Source organism: Microbacterium aoyamense, assembly GCF_023155855.1.
Lineage (GTDB): Bacteria > Actinomycetota > Actinomycetes > Actinomycetales > Microbacteriaceae > Microbacterium > Microbacterium aoyamense.
In genome coordinates this window covers 184,112-203,207 of sequence record NZ_JAKNUT010000001.1, presented here as the reverse complement: position 1 = coordinate 203,207, position 19,096 = coordinate 184,112, and the positions used below count along the sequence as shown (strand labels likewise).

Annotated in this window: 17 protein-coding genes and 1 pseudogene; 9 read left to right on the top strand and 9 right to left on the bottom strand. The window is 70.4% G+C overall.

The features are described 5' to 3' along the window. Positions 1-28: 28 nt before the first annotated feature. Positions 29-685, bottom strand: coding sequence for a response regulator transcription factor (locus MA876_RS01335; protein ID WP_248145320.1), 657 nt, complete (start codon positions 683-685; stop codon positions 29-31). Between the two features lies 1 nt (position 686). After that, positions 687-2,141 carry a sensor histidine kinase gene (locus MA876_RS01330; protein ID WP_248145318.1) on the bottom strand — a complete coding sequence of 485 codons (1,455 nt, stop codon included), beginning with the start codon at positions 2,139-2,141 and terminating at the stop codon, positions 687-689. 111 nt (positions 2,142-2,252) lie between these two features. On the opposite strand from MA876_RS01330, the gene MA876_RS01325 reads away from it, so the two are divergent. The 3 genes from MA876_RS01325 to MA876_RS01315 all read left to right on the top strand — a co-directional run bounded on the left by MA876_RS01325 (position 2,253) and on the right by MA876_RS01315 (position 4,627). Next, entirely contained in the window at positions 2,253-3,380 is a 1,128-nt protein-coding gene (locus tag MA876_RS01325) for a phosphotransferase (protein ID WP_248145316.1), read from the top strand. A gap of 101 nt (positions 3,381-3,481) precedes the next feature. Then, positions 3,482-3,922: a hypothetical protein gene (locus tag MA876_RS01320; RefSeq protein WP_248145314.1), complete on the top strand. Its 441-nt coding sequence runs from the start codon at positions 3,482-3,484 to the stop codon at positions 3,920-3,922. Positions 3,923-4,048: 126 nt separating this feature from the next. Then, positions 4,049-4,627 carry a hypothetical protein gene (locus MA876_RS01315; protein ID WP_248145312.1) on the top strand — a complete coding sequence of 193 codons (579 nt, stop codon included), beginning with the start codon at positions 4,049-4,051 and terminating at the stop codon, positions 4,625-4,627. Positions 4,628-4,633: 6 nt separating this feature from the next. On the opposite strand, the gene MA876_RS01310 is transcribed toward MA876_RS01315, so the two are convergent. Next, on the bottom strand, positions 4,634-6,682 hold the full coding sequence (locus tag MA876_RS01310; protein ID WP_248145310.1) for an NAD(+) synthase: 2,049 nt from the start codon (positions 6,680-6,682) through the stop codon (positions 4,634-4,636). A 177-nt stretch (positions 6,683-6,859) separates the two neighbouring features. Here MA876_RS01310 and MA876_RS01305 point away from each other — a divergent pair, with 177 nt between their 5' ends. The 4 genes and pseudogenes from MA876_RS01305 to MA876_RS01290 form a co-directional block, all read left to right on the top strand. Continuing rightward, the gene (locus MA876_RS01305; RefSeq protein WP_248145308.1) at positions 6,860-10,357 is read left to right on the top strand and encodes a TM0106 family RecB-like putative nuclease; all 3,498 of its coding nucleotides are present in this window, start codon (positions 6,860-6,862) and stop codon (positions 10,355-10,357) included. A 51-nt stretch (positions 10,358-10,408) separates the two neighbouring features. Further along, on the top strand, positions 10,409-10,732 hold the full coding sequence (locus tag MA876_RS01300; RefSeq protein WP_248145305.1) for a DUF3467 domain-containing protein: 324 nt from the start codon (positions 10,409-10,411) through the stop codon (positions 10,730-10,732). A gap of 48 nt (positions 10,733-10,780) precedes the next feature. Continuing rightward, positions 10,781-11,296, top strand: a complete 516-nt coding sequence (locus MA876_RS01295) for a hypothetical protein (protein ID WP_248145303.1) — start codon at positions 10,781-10,783, stop codon at positions 11,294-11,296. Further along, positions 11,293-12,381 (top strand): annotated as a pseudogene (locus MA876_RS01290) (alanine racemase); the annotation flags it as partial. The gene MA876_RS01295 and the pseudogene MA876_RS01290, both read left to right, overlap by 4 nt. A gap of 126 nt (positions 12,382-12,507) precedes the next feature. On the opposite strand, the gene upp reads toward MA876_RS01290, so the two are convergent. Further along, entirely contained in the window at positions 12,508-13,140 is a 633-nt protein-coding gene (gene upp, locus MA876_RS01285) for a uracil phosphoribosyltransferase (RefSeq protein WP_248147138.1), read from the bottom strand. A gap of 64 nt (positions 13,141-13,204) precedes the next feature. Here upp and tadA point away from each other — a divergent pair, with 64 nt between their 5' ends. Further along, a complete protein-coding gene (tadA, locus tag MA876_RS01280) occupies positions 13,205-13,636 on the top strand; it encodes a tRNA adenosine(34) deaminase TadA (protein ID WP_248147136.1) in 432 nt (143 codons plus the stop codon). Between the two features lie 156 nt (positions 13,637-13,792). Here the strand turns inward: tadA and MA876_RS01275 are convergent, their stop codons facing one another. The 5 genes from MA876_RS01275 to MA876_RS01255 form a co-directional block, all read right to left on the bottom strand. After that, on the bottom strand, positions 13,793-14,722 hold the full coding sequence (locus tag MA876_RS01275) for an LLM class F420-dependent oxidoreductase (RefSeq protein WP_248145301.1): 930 nt from the start codon (positions 14,720-14,722) through the stop codon (positions 13,793-13,795). Positions 14,723-14,835: 113 nt separating this feature from the next. Then, complete coding sequence (locus MA876_RS01270) at positions 14,836-15,801, bottom strand: cation diffusion facilitator family transporter (RefSeq protein ID WP_248145299.1); 966 nt, start codon at positions 15,799-15,801, stop codon at positions 14,836-14,838. A 31-nt stretch (positions 15,802-15,832) separates the two neighbouring features. After that, on the bottom strand, positions 15,833-16,945 hold the full coding sequence (locus tag MA876_RS01265; RefSeq protein WP_248145296.1) for an alpha/beta fold hydrolase: 1,113 nt from the start codon (positions 16,943-16,945) through the stop codon (positions 15,833-15,835). A gap of 94 nt (positions 16,946-17,039) precedes the next feature. Next, complete coding sequence (locus MA876_RS01260) at positions 17,040-17,693, bottom strand: SRPBCC domain-containing protein (RefSeq protein WP_248145294.1); 654 nt, start codon at positions 17,691-17,693, stop codon at positions 17,040-17,042. 1 nt (position 17,694) lies between these two features. After that, complete coding sequence (locus tag MA876_RS01255; RefSeq protein ID WP_248147134.1) at positions 17,695-18,069, bottom strand: ArsR/SmtB family transcription factor; 375 nt, start codon at positions 18,067-18,069, stop codon at positions 17,695-17,697. Positions 18,070-18,129: 60 nt separating this feature from the next. Here MA876_RS01255 and proC point away from each other — a divergent pair, with 60 nt between their 5' ends. Next, positions 18,130-18,963 carry a pyrroline-5-carboxylate reductase gene (proC, locus tag MA876_RS01250; protein ID WP_248145292.1) on the top strand — a complete coding sequence of 278 codons (834 nt, stop codon included), beginning with the start codon at positions 18,130-18,132 and terminating at the stop codon, positions 18,961-18,963. Positions 18,964-19,096: the final 133 nt, after the last annotated feature.

Here is a 19,096-nt window from a genome sequence, read left to right as displayed (position 1 = left end):
CATCCTCGCACCGCGCCGGCCGGGGCGGTCAGACCAGGCGGTAGCCGACGCCGCGGACCGTCTCGATCCAGCCCGCACCGAGCTTCTGCCGCAGGTACCCGACGTACACGTCGGCGACGTTCGAGCCGGGGTCGAAGTCGTACCCCCACACCCGGCTCAGCAGCTGCTCGCGGCTGAGCACCTGCCCCGCATTGCGGATGAACTCCTCTGCGAGGGTGAACTCGCGCGCCGAGAGCTCGACCGCGGTGCCGCCGATGTGGGCACGGCGCGTGCGGATGTCGAGCACGAGATCCCGATGCGTCAGCGAGACGGGCGTGGCGGCGGTATCCTTCCGCATCCGAAGCCGTATGCGCGCGATGAGCTCGTCGAAGCGGAACGGCTTGCCGAGGTAGTCGTCGGCGCCGCCCTCGAGACCTGCCACCGTGTCGGCGAGCTCGACACGCGCCGTCAGCATGATGACCGGCATCGTCGAGCCCGAGCCGCGCAGGTTCTCGAGCACGCCGAAGCCGTCCATGCCCGGCAGGTTCACGTCGAGCACGAGCAGATCGAACTCACCGCTCAACGCCAGGTCGAGGGCCTCGGGGCCCGTCGGCGCGACCCGCGTCGCGAAGCCGGCGGCGCGCAGGCCCTTGTCGATGAAGCCCGAGATCCGCGTCTCGTCGTCGGCGATCAGGATGGATGCCACGTCAGTCCCCTCTGGTTGCCGACACCGGCAGCGGCGGTCGCGGCGGGATGATGAGAGCCGGTGCGTCCGTGAGTGGCACGGCGAGGATGAACTCGGCACCGCCGCCGGTCGCATCGACGACCCGCACCGATCCGCCGTGGGCGCGCGCGATGACCTGGGCGATGTTGAGGCCGAGGCCGCTCCCGGCGCGGCCCGCGGCATCCTCCCCTCGATGGAAGCGGTCGAACACGGAAGACTTCGCCTCGTCGGGAACGCCGCCGCCGAAGTCGCGCACGGAAACCTCGAGGCTGTCCCCGGCGGCGCGGCTCGAGATCACCATGCGCCCTCCGCCGTGAGTCACGGCGTTCTGGGCGAACTGGAGGACGGCCTGCGTCACGCGCGCAGGATCGAGCGACGTGACCACCTCGGCGAACGGCCCCGCCGCGGCATCCGCCCCCTCGATCCCCTGCGCCTTGCGCACGATCTGACGGAGGAGATCGGCGGCATCGGTCGGCACGGGGCGCACGGGAGCGGGCCCGTGAAGCGCGGCGGCGGAGGCGAGATCCTGGACGAGTCGTCCCATGCGCTCGAGTTCGTCGACGACGAGGTCGCGCGTCTCTCGGACGTCGGTCGGGTCGTCCGCGTCGACGACCTCGAGATGCCCGCGCACGATCGTGATGGGGGTCTTCAGCTCATGGCCGACGTCGCTCAGCAGGCGCCGCTGCGAATCTAGGGCTTCGTCGAGCCGGTCGAGCATCTCGTTCATCGTGTGAGCGAGTTCCGAGACGTCGTCGCGTCCGACGATGGGCAGGCGCTCGGACAGCGACTGGGCCGAGACCCGCTCGGCGGTCTCGCGCATCTGCCGCAGGGGACGCAGCAGCCGGGTGGTGACGAGGGCCGCGGCGAGGGCGATGACGACGAGCGTGCCGATCGACGCGATGAGGAACGCGCGGGCTGCGCTGTTGATCTCGGCGAGCTCGGCGTCGACGTCGTAGGCGATGACGAACGTCGCACCGGGAGCGCTCTCGGCGCCGAGGGCGATCGGGATCGCCAGATACCGCCACGTCACATCGTCGTCGCCGTACGTTCCCATGACCGGTTCGGACGTCGTCGCGGTGCGCACGATGTACGGCACGAACCCGGGCGCCGACTGCAGGTCGACGTCGAGGGCGACGCCGGGCACGAGCGTCACGGCGCCGGCTTCGAGCCCGACGACCCCCGTGTTGTCGTCGGGCGCCGTGCGTTCGACGACGGCTTCGAGCGCGTCCGTCGACGACGCCCAGGTGCCGGTGTCGTCGTCGCCCTTCTCCACGAGGAACCGCGCGGATTCGAGGTTGGCCTCGAGCAGTTGGTCGACCTGGCTCAGCACGCGTTGGCGCTCCTCGAGATAGACGAAGAAGCCTACGGCGAGCAGGCCGACCGCGGAGACGATCGTGATGACGGCGATGAGACGCGTGCGCACCGACACCCTCGGCATCCATCCGCGCCTATCCCCCACCCCTTCAGTATGGGTGCCGCGTCCGCGGCGAAACGCGAGACTAAGAGAGGTCTCATCACTTCGCGGCGGCCGACGTGCTGGGATCGAAGGATGGATGCCGCGCCCCCCGAGCTCGCCCTGCTCGTCGATGCGCTCGAGCTCGACGACGATGTCGTTCCGGCGCTCGTGAGCCGCGAGCTGCTCGGTGCGGGCTCGATCGCCGGTTTCCACGTGCCCGCCGCGGACGGAAGCACCCTGACGTACTTCGTCGACAGCTCGCGCCGCGTCGTGACCGCCGAGACCGGCATCCTCTCGGGGACGCCGTCAGAGCCGGAGGTGCGCGTGTGGCTGCACCCGGCGGACCCGCACCTGCCGGCGCTCGCTCCCGTCGCCTTCTCGCACGCGGCGCAGTCGCTGCTGGCTCGCCTCGGGTTCGACGACGTCGGGGCGCCCGCACTCGTCGTCTACCGCGCGGGTCGGCGCGCCGTGCTGCGCGTGCCGACCCGGCTCGGCGACACGTGGGTCAAAGCGGTTCCCCCCGATCGGGTCGTCGCGATCGTCGAGACCCACGAGCGCCTAGCCGATGCCGGAATCCCCGTGCCGGCGCTGCGAGGCTGGTCGGCGGAAGGGCTGATCGTGTGGGATGCCGCATCCGGAGTCCCGGCGGCGAGCGTCGCGTGGGAGCCAGGAGCATTGCTCGACGAGGTCGACGCGCTGCGGGCGAGGATCGCGCAGGTGCCCCTCGAGCACCGCGCGCGCACGGGGCTCGCGCGACGGCTCGTCTGGTACGCCGACCGCCTGGAGGGCGTCCTTCCTCCCGACGGCGCCGCGATCGCGGCGGGTGTGGTCGAACGTGCGCGCGCGACGTGGGAGGACGGGACTCCGGCATCCATCCACGGAGACCTGCACTTCGGCCAGCTGTTCCTCGACGAGGAGATGCGCATCTCGAGCGTCATCGACGTCGACACCGCGGGACGCGGAGCACCGAGCGAGGATGCCGCGGCCTTCGCCGCCCATGCGATCTCGAGCGCCATGCTCACGCCTGCTCCGGACGATGCGCGCGTGTGGGAACTCGCGCGTCAGGCGTTCGAGCGCTGGGGCGACGAAGGAATGCGCGCCCGCACGGCGACGCACGTGCTCGGGCATGCGCTCGGCGCGACGGAGGCGGGGGATGCCGAGCGCGGGTACCGGCTGCTGGAGCTGGCCGACGCCGTCGTCCGCAACGCCGATCTCGCCTAAGAGGCGTCTCATGCACGGCTTCGATGCGCCTTAGTGGGCGTCGCGAGACTGATATCGCCCGGACGGGGTCCGATCCCCCTCCGGGCCGAGAGGAGAAAATCATGCTGAACAAGAAGAAGTGGATCACGTACGGGGTCGCCGGCGCCGTCGGACTCACGCTCGTCGGAGGAGCCGCGGCCGCCACCGCGGCGAACATGGATCTGCGCACGGGATCCGGCTCGGTCGTTCCGGGCGGCCCGGTCGTCGGCTCGGGCGGCGATGTGCTCGACCGCGGGGGACTCCAACTGCGGGTCACCGACACGTCGGCGTCGGTCATCTCGTCGCCGTCGCCCACGGCGCCGCCCGTCGCTTCCGCCGCGTCGGTCGCGTCCGTCGCGTCGGCTCCGTCCCAGCCGTCCGTCGTGAGCGCGCCGTCGCCGGTCGCACCGGCTCCTGCGCCGGCCGCCCCCGCTCCCGCGCCGGCTCCGCCCGCGCCGGCACCCGTCGACTCACCGGCGTCGCCGGCCTCTGCGGCCTCGGTCGCATCGGCCTGGTCGGACTGAGTTCGATCGCACGCACGCGCGGGGCGGCATCCATCTCGGATGCCGCCCCGTGCGTCGTCTTCCGGAGCCCGCGCTCAGCGGCCAAGATGAAGTGGCGACATCCGTCCGGCCAAGAAGAGGTGGACCATGCAATCCGTACTGCTCGACACTCCGACCGGCATCTCTGCCCGACTCGGCTGGGATCCGAAGCTGTCGGAGCACGACCGCAAGCGCACGCTCGCGAAGGAGCTCGTCGCGGCCAAGCTCGGCGTCGAGGAGAAGGATGTGCGCGTCGAGCGCGAGGCTCCCGGCAAGTTCGGATTCCACACGCAGCTCATCGCCGAAGTGGACGGCCAGCCGATTCCGTACTCGATCCGCAATGCGAACTTCCGTGCTGCCTCGGTCGTCGCACTGCATGATCCCGGCGTCCGCGTCGGTCTCGATCTGCGTGACGCACACCCCGACGAGATCGAGCTGCACACGATGCAGCGCCACTCCCACCTGCTCGAAGAGACCGATGTGACCAAGCTCGTGGCGCACTGGACCCGCGTGCAGGCCGTGCGAGACGCCGACGGTCGTGGGGCGCGCGTGCAGGGCGACCACGTGCGGCTCGACAGCCCGCTGACGAAGGGCTGGATCCCCGACCGCAAGGTCTACTACCGGCTCGTGGATCTCTCGCGCGACAGCTGGATCATCACCCTCGCGTACGTGCCCGAGGTCGCCTGACCTCGTTCAGGCAGGCGGGAGCGCCGCATCGAGCTCGGCGAGCCAGACCGTCGCGTTGCCGTCGGACGGCGCGCGCCAGTCGCCGCGCGGCGACAGCGAGCCGGCGGGCGAGACCTTCGGACCGTTCGGGATCGCCGAGCGCTTGAACTGAGCGAACGCGAAGTAGCGCTGCAGGAACACGCGGAGCCACTTCGCGACGGTCGACAGGTCGTACGCGTAGCGGTCTTCGTCGGGGAAGCCGGGGGGCCAGGCTCCGGCATCCTGATCCGACCACGCGTGCGAGGCGAGGAACGCGATCTTCGACGGACGGAAGCCGTAACGCAGGATATGGAACAGCGCGAAGTCGTGCAGGGCGTACGGGCCGATGCGGTCTTCGGTCGACTGGAGCTTGCCGTCCTGACCTGCGGGCACGAGTTCGGGCGAGATCTCGGTGTCGAGCACCGACTGCAGGACCGTCTTGGCTTCGTCGCTGAGGTCGGTCGAGACATCGGAGATGACCCACCGGATCACGTGCTGGATCAGGGTCTTGGGCACCCCGGCGTTGACCGCATAGTGGCTCATCTGGTCGCCCACGCCGTATGTCGCCCAGCCGAGAGCGAGCTCCGACAGATCGGACGTGCCGATGACGAGTCCGCCGTTCTGGTTCGCGAGACGGAAGAGGAAGTCGGTGCGGATGCCGGCCTGCACGTTCTCGAACGTCACGTCGTAGACGGGCTCGCCGTCGGCGAAGGGATGCCCGATCCCCTGCAGGATCTCTGTCGCTGCCGGTCGGATGTCGATCGTCTCGATCGATGCGCCGACGGATTCGGCGAGGGCGATCGCGTTGGACTTCGTGTGGTCGCTCGTCGCGAAGCCGGGCATCGTGTACGCGAGGATGTCGCTGCGCGGGCGACCCATGCGATCCATCGCGCGTGCGACGACGAGCAGCGCGTGCGTGGAGTCGAGGCCCCCGCTCACGCCGATGACGGGCTTGGGGCCGCCGATCGCACGCAGGCGCTGCTCGAGCCCCGAGACCTGGATGTTGAACGCCTCGTAGCAGTCCTGCGCGAGTCGGGCGGGGTCGTCGGGCACGAACGGGAACCGATCGACGGGTCGCAGGAGCCCGATGTCGCTCGCGGGCGGATCGAGTTCGAAGTGCACGGTGCGGAAGAACGGCGCGTGCGTGCGCCGGTTGTCGTCGAACGTGCCCTGGCGCAGCCTGTCCTGGCGGAGGCGGTCGAGATCGACGTCGACGATCGTCCGGCGCGGACCGTCGGGGAAGCGCTCGGTCTCGCCGAGCAGCATCCCGCCCTCGTAGACGAAGGTCTGGCCGTCCCACGAGACGTCGTTCGTCGACTCGCCCATGCCCGCGGCGGCATATGCGTAGGCCGCGTTGCAGCGAAGGGACTGCGACTGCGCGAGCGCCTTGCGGTCCTCGGCGCGGGCGATCGTGATCGGGCTGCCGCTCAGGTTGAGGAGCACCGTCGCGCCCGCGAGCGCCGCCTCGGACGACGGCGGGATCGGCACCCACACGTCTTCGCATACCTCGGCGTGCAGCACGAGGCCCGGCACGTCGAGCGACTCGAACAGCAGATCCGGTCCGAACGGAGCCTCGAGCCGCCCGACCCGGATGTCCTCGCCGCGCTGGTCGTCGCCCGGCGCGTACCAGCGGCGCTCGTAGAACTCGCGATACGTCGGCAGGTACGACTTCGGCGCGACGCCCAGCAGCTCACCGCGGTGGATCACGACGGCGCAGTTGTAGAGGCGGTTGCGGTGGCGCAGCGGCGCGCCGACGACGAGGACGGGGAAGAGGTCTTCGGATGCCTCGACCAGCCGCTCGATCTGCGCGACGACGGCATCGAGCACGGCATCCTGCATCACGAGGTCGTCGATCGCGTACCCCGTGAGCGAGAGCTCGGGGAACAGCGCGACCGCGACGGACTCGGTGGAGCACTCGCGGGCGGTCTCGAGGATCGCGTCGGCGTTGGCGGCGGGGTCGGCGATCGCGACGGGGATCGTGCACGCGGCGACGCGCGCGAAGCCGTGCCGGTAGGCGCTCTCGAACGGGAGGCTCATGCCCCCAGTCTGGCAGGTCGTGCGCGCGGTCGCCCCGAGAGCGCGAACCCACAAGATTCGCGCGAACCCACACGATCGGGTCGACGAAAGCATGTGGGTTCGCGAAGAGTGTGTGGGTTCGGCGGCCGGGGTCGTCGCCGGACCGGGGGTGTCGGATGCCGCGGCTAGGGTCGAGGCATGCGATACATCCCAGGCGAAGGCCGGATCGTCTGGAGCGCGAGCGACATCAAGGCGGCCGCCGAGTGCGAGTTCGCGTGGCTGCGCGCCATCGACGCGCGGCTGGGCCGCGTGGCTGCGGTCGAGGAGCCCGAAGACGAGACGCTCAAGCGCGCCGGGCGACTGGGCACCGCTCACGAGCACCGCGTGCTCCAGACCTACATCGAGCGGTTCGGGGCCGACGCGGTCGCAGTGATTCCCGAGACGCGTTCGTCGGATGCCGCGGCTCTGGCCGAGGCGGTCGCCGCGACGAACACCGCTCTGGCGTCCGATGCCGAGGTGATCTTCCAGGCCGCGTTCTCGACGAGCGACTTCGTCGGCTTCGCCGACTTCCTCGTGCGCGACGGGGAGCGCTGGGTCGTCCAGGACACCAAGCTCGCACGCCACGCGCGGGTCACGGCGCTCATGCAGCTCGCGGCGTACGTCGATCAGCTCGATCGCCTGGGCATCCCGCGCGCAGATCGCGTCGAACTGCTCCTCGGCGACGGCACGACGAGCGTTCACGAGGTCGACGATCTCCTGCCGGTGTTCCGGCTGCGCCGGGCACGGCTCGAGGCGCTCATCGCCGACCGACGGCTCGATCTCGGCAGCGAGGGAGCGCCGATCGCGTGGGGTGACGACCGCGGCGAACTCGGTGTCGTGGCGTGCGGTCGCTGCGCGACCTGTGAGCTCGAGGTCGAGGCATCCCGCGACCTCCTGCTCGTCGCCGGCATGCGGCCCGTCCAGCGCGCCCGCTTGCGCGCTGAGGGCATCGTCACGATCGACGAGCTCGCCGACGCTGGCGCGGCCCCGCCGCGCATGAACGCCGACACCTTCCGCATGCTGCGCACGCAGGCACGGCTCCAGCTCGACAGCCCCGCGGGCGGGGTCGTCGCGACGATCGAGAAGACCCCGATCCCGACCTACGAGGTGGTCCAGCCCAAGGCACTCGGGGCGCTGCCCCGGCCCGATCGCGGCGACCTCTTCTTCGACTTCGAGGGCGATCCGCTGCACACCGAGGGCGACCCGACGGTGTGGGGCATCGACTACCTGTTCGGGTGGGTCGATCTTCACGAGCAGTACACCGCGCTGTGGGCGCACACCTTCGCCGACGAGAAGAAGGCGCTCGAGACGTTCCTCGACATCGTGAGTCTGCGGCGGCTGCAGTACCCCGACATGCACATCTACCACTACGCCCCCTACGAGCCGACGCATCTGCTCGCGATGGCGGCGCGCTACGGCGTGCGCGAGGCGGACGTCGACCGGCTGCTGCGCGACGGCGTCTTCGTCGACCTCTACCCCGTGGTGCGGCGGGCACTGCGGGTCGGCTCCCGCTCGTACTCGATCAAGAAGCTCGAGCCGCTCTACATGGGCGACGATGTGCGCACGAGCGACGTGCAGAAGGGCGACGACTCGATCGTCCAGTACGTGCAGGCGCGGGCGTTGGCGGACGAGGGGATGGATGCCGAGTCCGCCGCGATCCTCGCCGACCTCGCCGACTACAACCGCTACGACTGCGTCTCGACCTTGCGCCTGCGCGACTGGCTCGTCGACCGCGCGCGCGAGGCCGGCCTGCGGCCGACACCCAACCTCGACCCGAGTGAGACCGCGTACGAGCCGTCCGTCCGGGCCCTCACGCTCGAGCGCCTCGCCGAGGGGCGACCAGAGCGCGAGTCCCAGGCACTGCGGCTCGGCTCGGCTGCGATCGACTACTACCCGCGCGAGGCGAAGTCGTTCTGGGCCACGCACTACCTGCGGCTGCGCGAGCCCCTGTCACTGTGGGAGGAGTCGCGCGATGTCATCGCGATCGACCCCGAGCGCTCCCGAGTCACCGAGGACTGGCACTTCCTCGAAAGCGGGCGCGGCGGCGAGCGCCGCATCGTCGAGCTGCGCGGCGAGCTCGCTCCCGGCACGCGGCTCGCGGTCGGCACGAACCCGTTCGCGCTGTACGAGCTGCCCGCTCCGTACCCGTTCGACGCGATGCCCCGGTGGATCCACTCGGCTCGGAGCATCACCGTGCTCGAGACGCTCGATGACGGCGTCATCGTCGAAGAGCGCGCCGTCGACGGCATCACGTGGAGCGAACTGCCGCTCGCGCTGACCCCCGCGTCGCCTCCGCCCGCGGGCAACCAGCAGGCCGCGATCGACGCGTGGGCGGATGCCGTCATCGCCGCGTCGCCCGAGCTTCCGCGCGACCCGGGCACCGATATCCTGCTCCGCCGCCCACCGCGCCTGCGCGACGGTCGCTCGCTGCCGGCATCCGTCGGCGACGACGTCGACGCGATCACGCGGGCGATCCTCGACCTCGACCGGAGCTACCTCGCGGTCCAGGGTCCTCCGGGCACCGGCAAGACGTACGTGGGGTCGCACGTGATCGCGCGGCTGGTGCGGGATCACGGCTTCAAGATCGGCGTCGTCGCGCAGTCGCACGCGGTCATCGAGAACATGCTCGACCGCATCGTGGCGGCCGGGGTTCCGAAGACGCAGGTCGCCAAGGCGCCGAAGACGGATGCCCCGGACCTCTCGTTCACGGTCATCCCCAAGAACGGCGTCGCGGCGTTCGCCGCCGAGCAGTCCGGCGGCTTCGTCGTCGGCGGCACGGCGTGGGACTTCGCGCACGAGGGACGCATTCCGCGCGGCAGCCTCGACCTGCTCGTGATCGACGAGGCCGGGCAGTTCTCGCTCGCCTCGACGATCGCGGTGTCGCTCGCTGCATCCCGTCTGCTCCTGCTCGGTGATCCGCAGCAGCTGCCCCAGGTGAGCCAGGGCACGCACCCGGAGCCCGTCGACACCTCGGCGCTCGGCTGGGTGATGGACGGCTCCGACGTCATCCCGGCCGAGTTCGGCTACTTCCTCGCCCGCACATGGCGGATGCATCCCGCCGTCGCAGGCCCCGTCTCGGTGCTGTCCTACCGGGGCGAGCTCGCGGCGCATCCCTCGACGGCGCTACGCGTGCTCGAGGGGATCCCGGCGGGCCTCGAGACGGTTCCCGTGCGCCACCACGGCAACGCGACGCAGTCCCTCGAAGAGGCCGCCGTCGTCGTGGGGATCGTGCGCGATCTGCTCGGCCGCGAGTGGCATGACATCCGCGTGGATGACGACGGCGTCACGACGCCGCGCGAGCCCCGCCCACTCGAGCAGAGCGACCTGATCATCGTGACGCCGTACAACGCCCAGCAGGTCGCGGTCGAAGAGGCTCTGGCAGCCGCCGGATTCCCCGACGTCCCGGTCGGCACGGTCGATCGGTTCCAGGGGCAGGAAGCCGCGGTCGCGATCGTCTCGCTCGCCGCGTCGTCGGGACGGGATGCCCCGCGTGGCCTCGAGTTCCTGCTGCTGCGCAATCGCCTCAACGTTGCGATCTCGCGTGCGATGCACACCGCATACCTCGTCTACTCGCCGGGGCTGCTCGACGATCTGCCGTACACGGCCGAAGGCGTCGCGCGTCTCAGCGGCTTCGCTCGACTCGTCGGGCATCCCTGACATCCGCCGCGCGTAGACTCTCGGCACGCTCACGTCCCGACGGAGGTCCCCGTGGCAGATGACGACGCACCCCGCCAGTTCGAGATCGACCTGCCACCCGAAGAGATCGCCGGACACTACGCCGATTTCGCGAACGTCTGGCACACGCCGACCGTCTTCGTCATGGACTTCCTCACACTCGCGCAACCGCCGCATGACGCGATCGACGCCGAGACGGGCGAGCACCGCACGATCGTGCCGGCGCGCGTCGTGAGCCGCATCCGGATCCCACCCGAGCAGGTGTTCGAACTCGCGAAGGCGCTCACGCAGCAGCTCGAGTTCTGGGAGCAGGAGACCGGTCGCCGGTCTCCGTCCGGTCCGCTGCTCGACGACTGAGTATCAGGTCGCGGGTCGCTTCCTCTCAGCAGGAGGAAGGGATCGCGCATGACCACCATCGAGCACGCCGCCGAGGCATCCATCGAGGACGAGGCGCCGAAGCGCCGCCGCGGCTTCGTGTTCTGGATCGTCCGCTACCTGCCCGCCGAGATCGCCGGCACGGCGGCCATGATCGTCGCGGGCCTCGCCGTCACCTTCTGGACCGATCACCCGGCAGCGATCGCGGTCGCTGCGCTGCTGGGAGAGTTCATCGGCTTCTACGTCGTCCTCGCGATCTCGGTCGGACTCGAACAGTCCCGGCTCGGCGTCTCGGGGCGCAAGCTCGTCGCAGCGACCTTCCTGCTGCTCGTCGCCGAGTTCGGAGCAGCCGAGATCCTCGACACGCTGCTCATCCGACCGGCTGCGCTCCTCCTCGGCGTGACACTCCTTCAGGATCCGGTGTGGGGCCTCCTCGCGGGCAAGCTCGTCGCCGACGTGATCTTCTACGCCGTCGCCGCGGGAGCTTTCACCCTCACCGACAAGATCGGCCTGCGGCGGCGCGCCGCGAAGGAGCCGGCGGCATGAACGCCGAGCTGGTGGACCTCCGCCGGCGCGAGACCGCGGCGCTGCTGTCGAGCGACGCGGCGCGCGCCGCGCTCGCGGTGCACGGCACCCCGCTGCTCCTGCTGTCGCCCGAGCGCGTGCGGCGGCAGTACCGCCGACTGCGCGCCGCTCTGCCTTTCGTCCGCTTCCACTACGCCGTGAAAGCGCTCGCCGACGACGCCGTCATCGCGGCGCTCGCGGGCGACGAGTGCTGCTTCGACGTCGCGACGGGCGAGGAGCTCGCGATCGTCCGCCGCCACGGGATCCATGCGGATCGCGTCATCCACACGCATCCCATCAAGAAGCCGTCCGAGATCGTCGAGGCGATGGATGCCGGAGTCCGCACCTTCGTCGTCGACAACGAGACCGAGCTGGCGAAGTTCGAGGGCGCGCCCCCTGACGTGCGCCTGCTCGTGCGGCTCGCGTACCGCAGCCCGCACGCCAAGAGCGACCTGTCGACGAAGTTCGGTGTCGGCCCGGTCGAGGCGGGCAGGCTGCTCGGCATCGCGCGTGCCCGCGGCATCCGCATCGCGGGGTTCAGCTTCCATGTCGGCAGCCAACTCGACGATCCCGACCGTTTCGCGACCGCGGTGACCGAGACGCTCGCCCTCATGGACGCGCTCGAGCGCGAGCATGGCCTGCGGTTCACCGTGCTCGACATCGGGGGAGGCTTCCCCGTCGCCTACGACGAGCCCGTGTCGTCGATCGAGACCCTCGGCGCTCGTCTGCGTGCGGTGCTCGAGCCGTACGCGCACCGGCTCGACATCATCGCCGAGCCCGGACGCATCCTCGTCGCCGAGAGCATGACTCTGATCACGAGCGTCGTCGGTGTCGCCGAGCGGGGCGACGGGCGCTGGTACTACCTCGACGACGGCGTCTACGGCTCGTACTCGAACGTCATCGCCGAGGACGTGCAACCGCTCGTCTTCGCTGTGCGCGAGCTGTTCGGAGCCGAGCCCGACGCCCACCGCTGGTCGACCGTCGCCGGGCCGACGTGCGACTCGACCGACGTCGTCGCGCGTGAGGCGATGCTGCCTGACCTCGTCGTCGGCGACCTCGTGGCGAGCCCCGTCATGGGCGCGTACACCGCTGTCACGGCGACCCGCTTCAACGGTCGCGCGCTCACGCCCATCGCCGTCGTCGGGTTCGGGATGCCGCAGCCCACCGCCGCCGTCAGACGCGTCCCGCGAGCTTCAGACTGTGCCGTAGAGCCGATCGCCGGCGTCGCCGAGGCCGGGCACGATGTAGCCCTTCTCGTTGAGCCGCTCGTCGAGCGAGCCCAGCACGAGGGTCACGTCGCGGCCCTCGACCTGCGTCTCGATCGCGGCGACGCCCTCGGGCGCGCCGAGGATGCAGATCGCCGTGACGTCCTGCGCGCCGCGGTTGAAGAGGAACTCGATCGCGGCGCCGAGCGAACCGCCCGTCGCGAGCATCGGGTCGAGCACGAAGCACTGGCGGTCGCTCAGGTCGTCGGGAAGGCGCTCGGCGTAGGTCGTCGGCTCGAGCGTCTCTTCGTTGCGCGCCATGCCGAGGAACCCGACCTCGGCGGTGGGGAGCAGTTTGACCATTCCCTCGAGCATCCCGAGACCCGCACGGAGGATCGGAACGACGAGCGGGCGCGGCTCGCTGATCTTGACGCCCGTCGTGGTCGTGACCGGCGTCTGGATCTCGATCGGCTCGACACGCACGTTCCGCGTCGCCTCGTACGCGAGCAGCGTCACGAGCTCCTCGGTCAGCTGACGGAACACGGGCGACGGCGTGCGCTCGTCGCGCAGGACCGTGAGCTTGTGGGTGATGAGCGGGTGTTCCGCGACGTGCAGGCGCATAGGGCCAGATTAGCCGGGGTCGTAGTCTCGTGGTGTGCTGATCGACCCCGCTGACCTCGCCGCGATGCAGCGCGCCCTCGAGCTCGCCTCGCTCGCGGGCGAGGCCGACGACGTGCCCGTCGGTGCGGTCGTGCTGGATGCCGCGGGCGTCGTCATCGGCGAAGGTCGCAATCTGCGCGAAGTGTCGCACGATCCGACCGCGCACGCGGAGGTCGTCGCGCTGCGCGCGGCTGCGGCATCCACCCGCTCCTGGAACCTCGAAGGGTGCACGCTCGTCGTGACCCTCGAGCCCTGCGTCATGTGCGCGGGGGCGGTGCTGCAGTCCCGCGTCTCGCGTCTCGTGTTCGGCGCGTGGGACGAGAAGGCGGGCGCCGCCGGCTCGATGTACGACGTCGTGCGAGACCGGCGGCTGCCCTATCGGGTGGAGGTCGTCGCGGGAGTGCGCGAGGCCGAGGCATCCGCTCTCCTGCGCACGTTCTTCGACGCCCGCCGCTGAGTGCGGCGCGACCCGTCCCGATAGGCCGGGCCGAGCCGCCGCACCCGGCCGTTCGCGACGGTTCGCGCGTGACTCCTGCGGCGATCCGTCTCGGACGGCCGAGAATGGATGCCGCACCCGGCCGTTCGCGACGGTTCGCGCTCGCGGTGCCCGAGGTCAGCGGGGAAGGTGGGGGAGCACCTCTTCGCCGAGGTAGGTGACGTGCTCCGGCTCCTGCAGATCGAGCAGCTGGAAGTGCACGCGATCGGCGCCGAGGGCGCGCAGCCGCTCGATCTTCTCGGTGATCTCGTCGGGGCCGCCGACGATGTTCACGCCGTTGCGGACCTCGTCGAGCGAGCGACCCACGGCGGCTGCTCGCCGTGACACGTCAGCCTCGGAAGCGCCGGCGTAGGTCGTCAGGGCGACCGAGAGCTTGAGCGTCGCGGGGTCGCGGTCGATCCGCTCGCACGCGGCGCGTACGCCGTCGAGGATCGGGCCGATCTCGTCCTCGGGGCGGAACCCGATGTTGAACTCGGTCGCGTACCGCGCCGCCAGCTCGGGGGTGCGGCGTGCGCCGCCCCCGCCGACGATGACCGGCATGCGCTTCTGGACGGGCTTCGGCAGGGCCGGGGCATCCTGCAACCGGTAGTGCTCGCCTGCGAACGAGAACGTCTCGCCGATCGGGGTCGACCACAGGCCGGTCACGATCTGGAGCTGCTCTTCGAACGGACCGAACCGCTTCGCGGGGAACGGGATGCCGAGGGCCCGATGCTCGGCTTCGAACCAGCCGGTGCCGAGGCCGAACTCGACGCGCCCACCGGACATCTCGTCGACCTGCGCGACCTGGATCGCAAGGATCGCGGGGTGCCGGTGTGTGGCGGACGACACGAGCGTGCCGAGCCGGATGCGGGAGGTCTCGCGCGCGAGCGCGGCGAGCGCCGTCCACGCATCGGTCGGTCCCGGCATCCCGTCGCCCTCGCCCATGCGCATGTAGTGGTCGGATCGGAAGAAGGCGTCGAACCCGGCGCGCTCCGCGGCCAGGGCGAAGGCGAGCTGGTCGCCGTAGGACGCGCCCTGCTGGGGCTCGGTGAAGATCGTGTACTCCATACCGCCAGTCTTCCAGCCGCGTGGCCGGCGTCGAGACCGACCATTCCCGCCGAAGCCGGCTTCGTCGACGTCCGGTTCGACGGGAATGGTGTGCTTCGACGATCCCGCGGTGATCAGTCGAGCGAGCGGATGACGATGTCTTCCGTGGGCGGCGAGGGATCATCGCCCGGGCGGTACACGTCGGGCTCGAGGTAGATGACCCGTGCTGCCGGCACGGCCGCGCGGACGCGCGCCTCGACGATGTCGATGTCGCGCGCGACGTCGTTGAGGGTCTTGTCGGTCGGGAGCGCGATCTTCGCGGCGACGAGCAGCTCGTCCGGGCCGAGGTAGAGCGTCTTGATGTGGATGAGCTTGAAGACCTCGGGCCCGTTCTCGATGGCGCCCACGATGCGGTCGTGATCGGCATCCGTCGCCCCCTCGCCCACGAGGAGGCTCTTGGTCTCGATGCCCAGAGTGATCGCGACGATGATCAGCAGCGTGCCGATCATGAGCGTGCCGATCGCGTCGAAGACGGGGTTGTGGGTGATCGCCGACATGCCGACGCCGAAGAGGGCGAATGCGAGGCCCGTGAGCGCGGCGACGTCTTCGAGCAGCACGACGGGAAGCTCGGGCGCCTTCGCGCGCCGCACGAACGACACCCACGACTGCCCCTTCTCGCGCACGTGGTTGCTCTCTTGGATCGCCGTCCGCAGCGAGAACGACTCGAGCACGATCGCGATGACGAGGACCGCGATGGGGATCCAGACGTTCTCGAGCTCGTGCGGGTGCACGAGCTTGTCGACGCCCTCGTAGATCGAGAAGAGTCCACCGACCGAGAAGAGGATGATCGCGACGACGAAGGCATAGACGTAGCGTTCGCGTCCGTGACCGAAGGGATGCTCCTTGTCGGCCGCCTTGCGAGCGCGCCGACCGCCCAGGAGCAGAAGCAGCTGGTTGCCCGAGTCGGCGACGGAGTGGATCGCCTCGGCGAGCATCGACGCGGAACCCGAGAGGAACCACGCGACGAACTTCGCCAGGGCGATGCCCATGTTCGCGAGGAACGCGGCGATGATCGCCCTGTTGCCGCCGGATGCGCTCATGGCGAAAGCCTAGACCCGGCCGGTGGACCGCTCAGTCGGCCGAGCGGAGGATGATCGCCTCGGTCGGCGGCGCGGGGTTCGCCGGTGCTCCCACGTAGCCGATGCGGGCGAGCAGCGCCTGCCGGAACTCGGCCGGACGCTCGAGGTGGGGCGAGTGGCCGACGCCTTCGAGCGCGATCTCGGTGACGTCACCGCCCGCGGCGGCGTACGCCCCGAGCACGTCACGGGTCTGCCCCTTCATCTCCTGCGCGGGCGCGACGTCCTCGCCCGGCCACCCGGGGATGATGCCGAGCTGCCCGAGGTAGTTGAGGTCGTAGAACGATGCATCCGACACGATCGCATCGGCGGTGCCGTGAATCCAGAGGATCGGGGGCTTGACCGTGAGGTCGACGATGCCGGACGTGTCGAAGTGTTCGGGTGTCATCGTGTTGAGGACGCCGTTCGCGCCCGCAGCGAACCCCGGCCAGTTCTCGCTGGCCGCCCCGTCGCCGGGGTAGTTTCCGTCGGCCGTCGAGGTCGTGAGCATCGACTCGACCCACGTGTCCTCGTGCTCGGTCGTGTAGCCCGCGGCGACGTAGCCCGAGCGGAAGACGCTCCGCGGCGAGGTCTGGGCCTCGTCGCTCGTGTCGCCATCGGTGAGGCGCTGGACGAAATCGGGGTTCGCGCCCCCGCCCCCTGTGCCGGCGTCGTCTGCCGTGAGCCGCGAGCCGTCGCGACGGGTGCCGCCGAACCCGTACGGCGAGACGGGGGCTTGAAGCGTGAGACTGAGGGCGGGGTGGTCGAGCGCGTACTGCATCACCACGCCGCCGCCCATCGACCAGCCGACGAGGTGGGCCTCGGGGATGCCGAGGGCCTCGAGTGTCGCGAACACGTCGTCGCTGAAGTCGCGCACCCCGCGGGTCGCGTCGATCGGCGCGTGCTCCGAGCTCCCGAAGCCGCGCAGGTCGATCGCGATCACGCGCAGATCGCTCGGCAGATCCTGCATGATCTCCTGCCAGAACAGGCTCGACGAGACGTTGCCGTGGATCAGCACGACCGTCTGCTCGGGAGCCGTCGCCGGATCGTCCCCCTCGCGCTCGAGGATGCCGACCGCCAGGCGCGGCGTATCGACGATGCGGGCGGTGATTCCGTCGAAGAGGGGCATCCGAGTTCCTCCGAGTAGTGCATGCGGCGGCATCCACGCCCCCGTCGCCTCGACTATAGACCCGCCGTCCGAGTATGTGAACTGACTTTCAGGTCTAACCCTGGCCCGTGTAGAAGAGGTACGTCTGGTGGGCCGCGGCTCGCGCCGCATCCGGCTCGCCGCCATCCGCGATCTGGGCGTCGCCCCACGCGTCGGCAGCGCGGCGGGCGAAGCGCTTTCCCTCATCGCTCAGCATCCACGCATCGCCTTCCCCGGGAGGGATGGAGGCATCGCTCGCGAGATGGAGCGAGAGCCCGAGCAGACCCGAGTCCCAGCCCACACCGGTCGCGCCCGGACCGTAGAGCTCCCAGAAGCCGGGCGGCAGGTTGGCGGTGCGCGCGATGTGCACGAGGTCGAGTCTGGTCTCGTCTTCGGCGACGGATGCCAGTGTCACCTCGACCCATGACATCCCGCCGCCGAACTCCCACGTGATGCGGTAACCGGCCGCCCCGTCGGCCGGCGGACGGCATTCCTCCACCGTGCCACCGGCGTTGCCGACGACCTGGTAGTGACCGCTGCTCAGGGGGTCGCCCTCGATCGGCGCGAACCAGCGTGCGATGCGCTCGGGGGTGGTCACGGCATCCCACACGTCCTCGATGGGCGAGGGGTAGGTCTGCGACAGCTTCTGCACGCGTGTGGGCTCGCCGTCGCGCTCGTCGCCGCGCACGGTGCGCTGCACCGCGTCGATCTGCCGGTCGATGTCGACCATGTCACTTCTCCTCTTCGTCGGTGGATTCGTCGTCTGGCTCTTCGGCCTGGATGCGCCTGGCCCGGCGACCGCGCGCGAGCTCGGTGCCCAGCGCGTCGAGCTTGGGCTGCCAGAACCGGCGGAACGGGTCGAACCAGGCGTCCGCCGCTTCTAGCGGGGCGGGGTCGATCGCGTAGAGCCGGCGCGTGCCCTCGGGTCGCACACTCGCGAAGCCCGACTCGCGCAGTACGCGGAGGTGCTGCGAGATGGCGGGCTGCGAGATGCCGAACTCGGTCTGGATCACCTCGCCGATCGCGCCTGCGCTCAGCTCGCCCTGCGAGAGCAGCTCGAGGATGCGCCGGCGGACCGGGTCTCCGAGGATGTCGAGCGCGTGCATGGCATCCATAGTTCACCCAGAACTTATATAAGTCAAGTGCGAAATAGATAGGATGGCGGCATGACCGATGCACTGCCGCACATCGCCATCCTCGGAGCCGGATCCATGGGGGGTGCGATCCTCCAGGGGCTCGTCGCGTCGGGCCTCGCGCCGCGTGTGACGGTGACCAACCGCACGCGCGAGAAGGCGCAGGCGCTCGCGGAACTCGGCGGCGTCACGAGCATCGCGCTCGAAGAAGCGCAGGGCGGGAATATGGATGCCGCGGCGGCCGCCGACGTCGTGCTCATCGGCGTCAAGCCGGCCATGGTGCCCGACCTGCTGCGCGAGATCGCGCCCGCACTGCGCCCCGGAGCGATCGTGGTGAGCCTCGCGGCCGGCGTCACGATCGCGACCTTCGAGGCGATCCTGCCCGCGGGCACGCCCGTGCTGCGCTCGATGCCCAACACCCCGGCGGTCGTGGGCAAGGCGGTGACCGGGCTCGCGCCGGGCACCGCGGTGACGCCCGCGCAGACCGCGGTCGTGCGGCGGCTCTTCGAGACCTGCGGGGCGGTCATCGAGGTGCCCGAATCGCAGATCGACCCGCTCTCGACGATCTCCGGCTCGGGGCCCGCATACGTCTTCCTGCTCATCGAGGAGCTCACGAAGGCCGCCGTGGGCAAGGGCTTCAGCGAGGCGGACGCCCGCCTGATGGCCGAGCAGACCTTCATCGGCGCTGCGGCGCTGCTCGCGGCATCCGGAGAAGACCCCGCCGAACTCCGTCGCCGCGTGACGAGCCCCAAGGGCACGACCGAGCGCGCGATCGCGGTGCTGCAGGCCGCGCGCCTGGACGTCGTGTTCGAGTCGGCGACGGATGCCGCGCTCGCACGCGCGCGCGAGCTCGCCGCCGGCGCGTAATCACCCCGTGCGAGCGACGGTCATCCAGCAGCGGCTCAGCCGCGCATCGAGATGAGCGGCGGGCACTTCGGCGCCGTTGGCCTGAGACGGCGACGGGTCGGTCATCGCCGCTGCGCGCCGTCGCGTGCCAAAA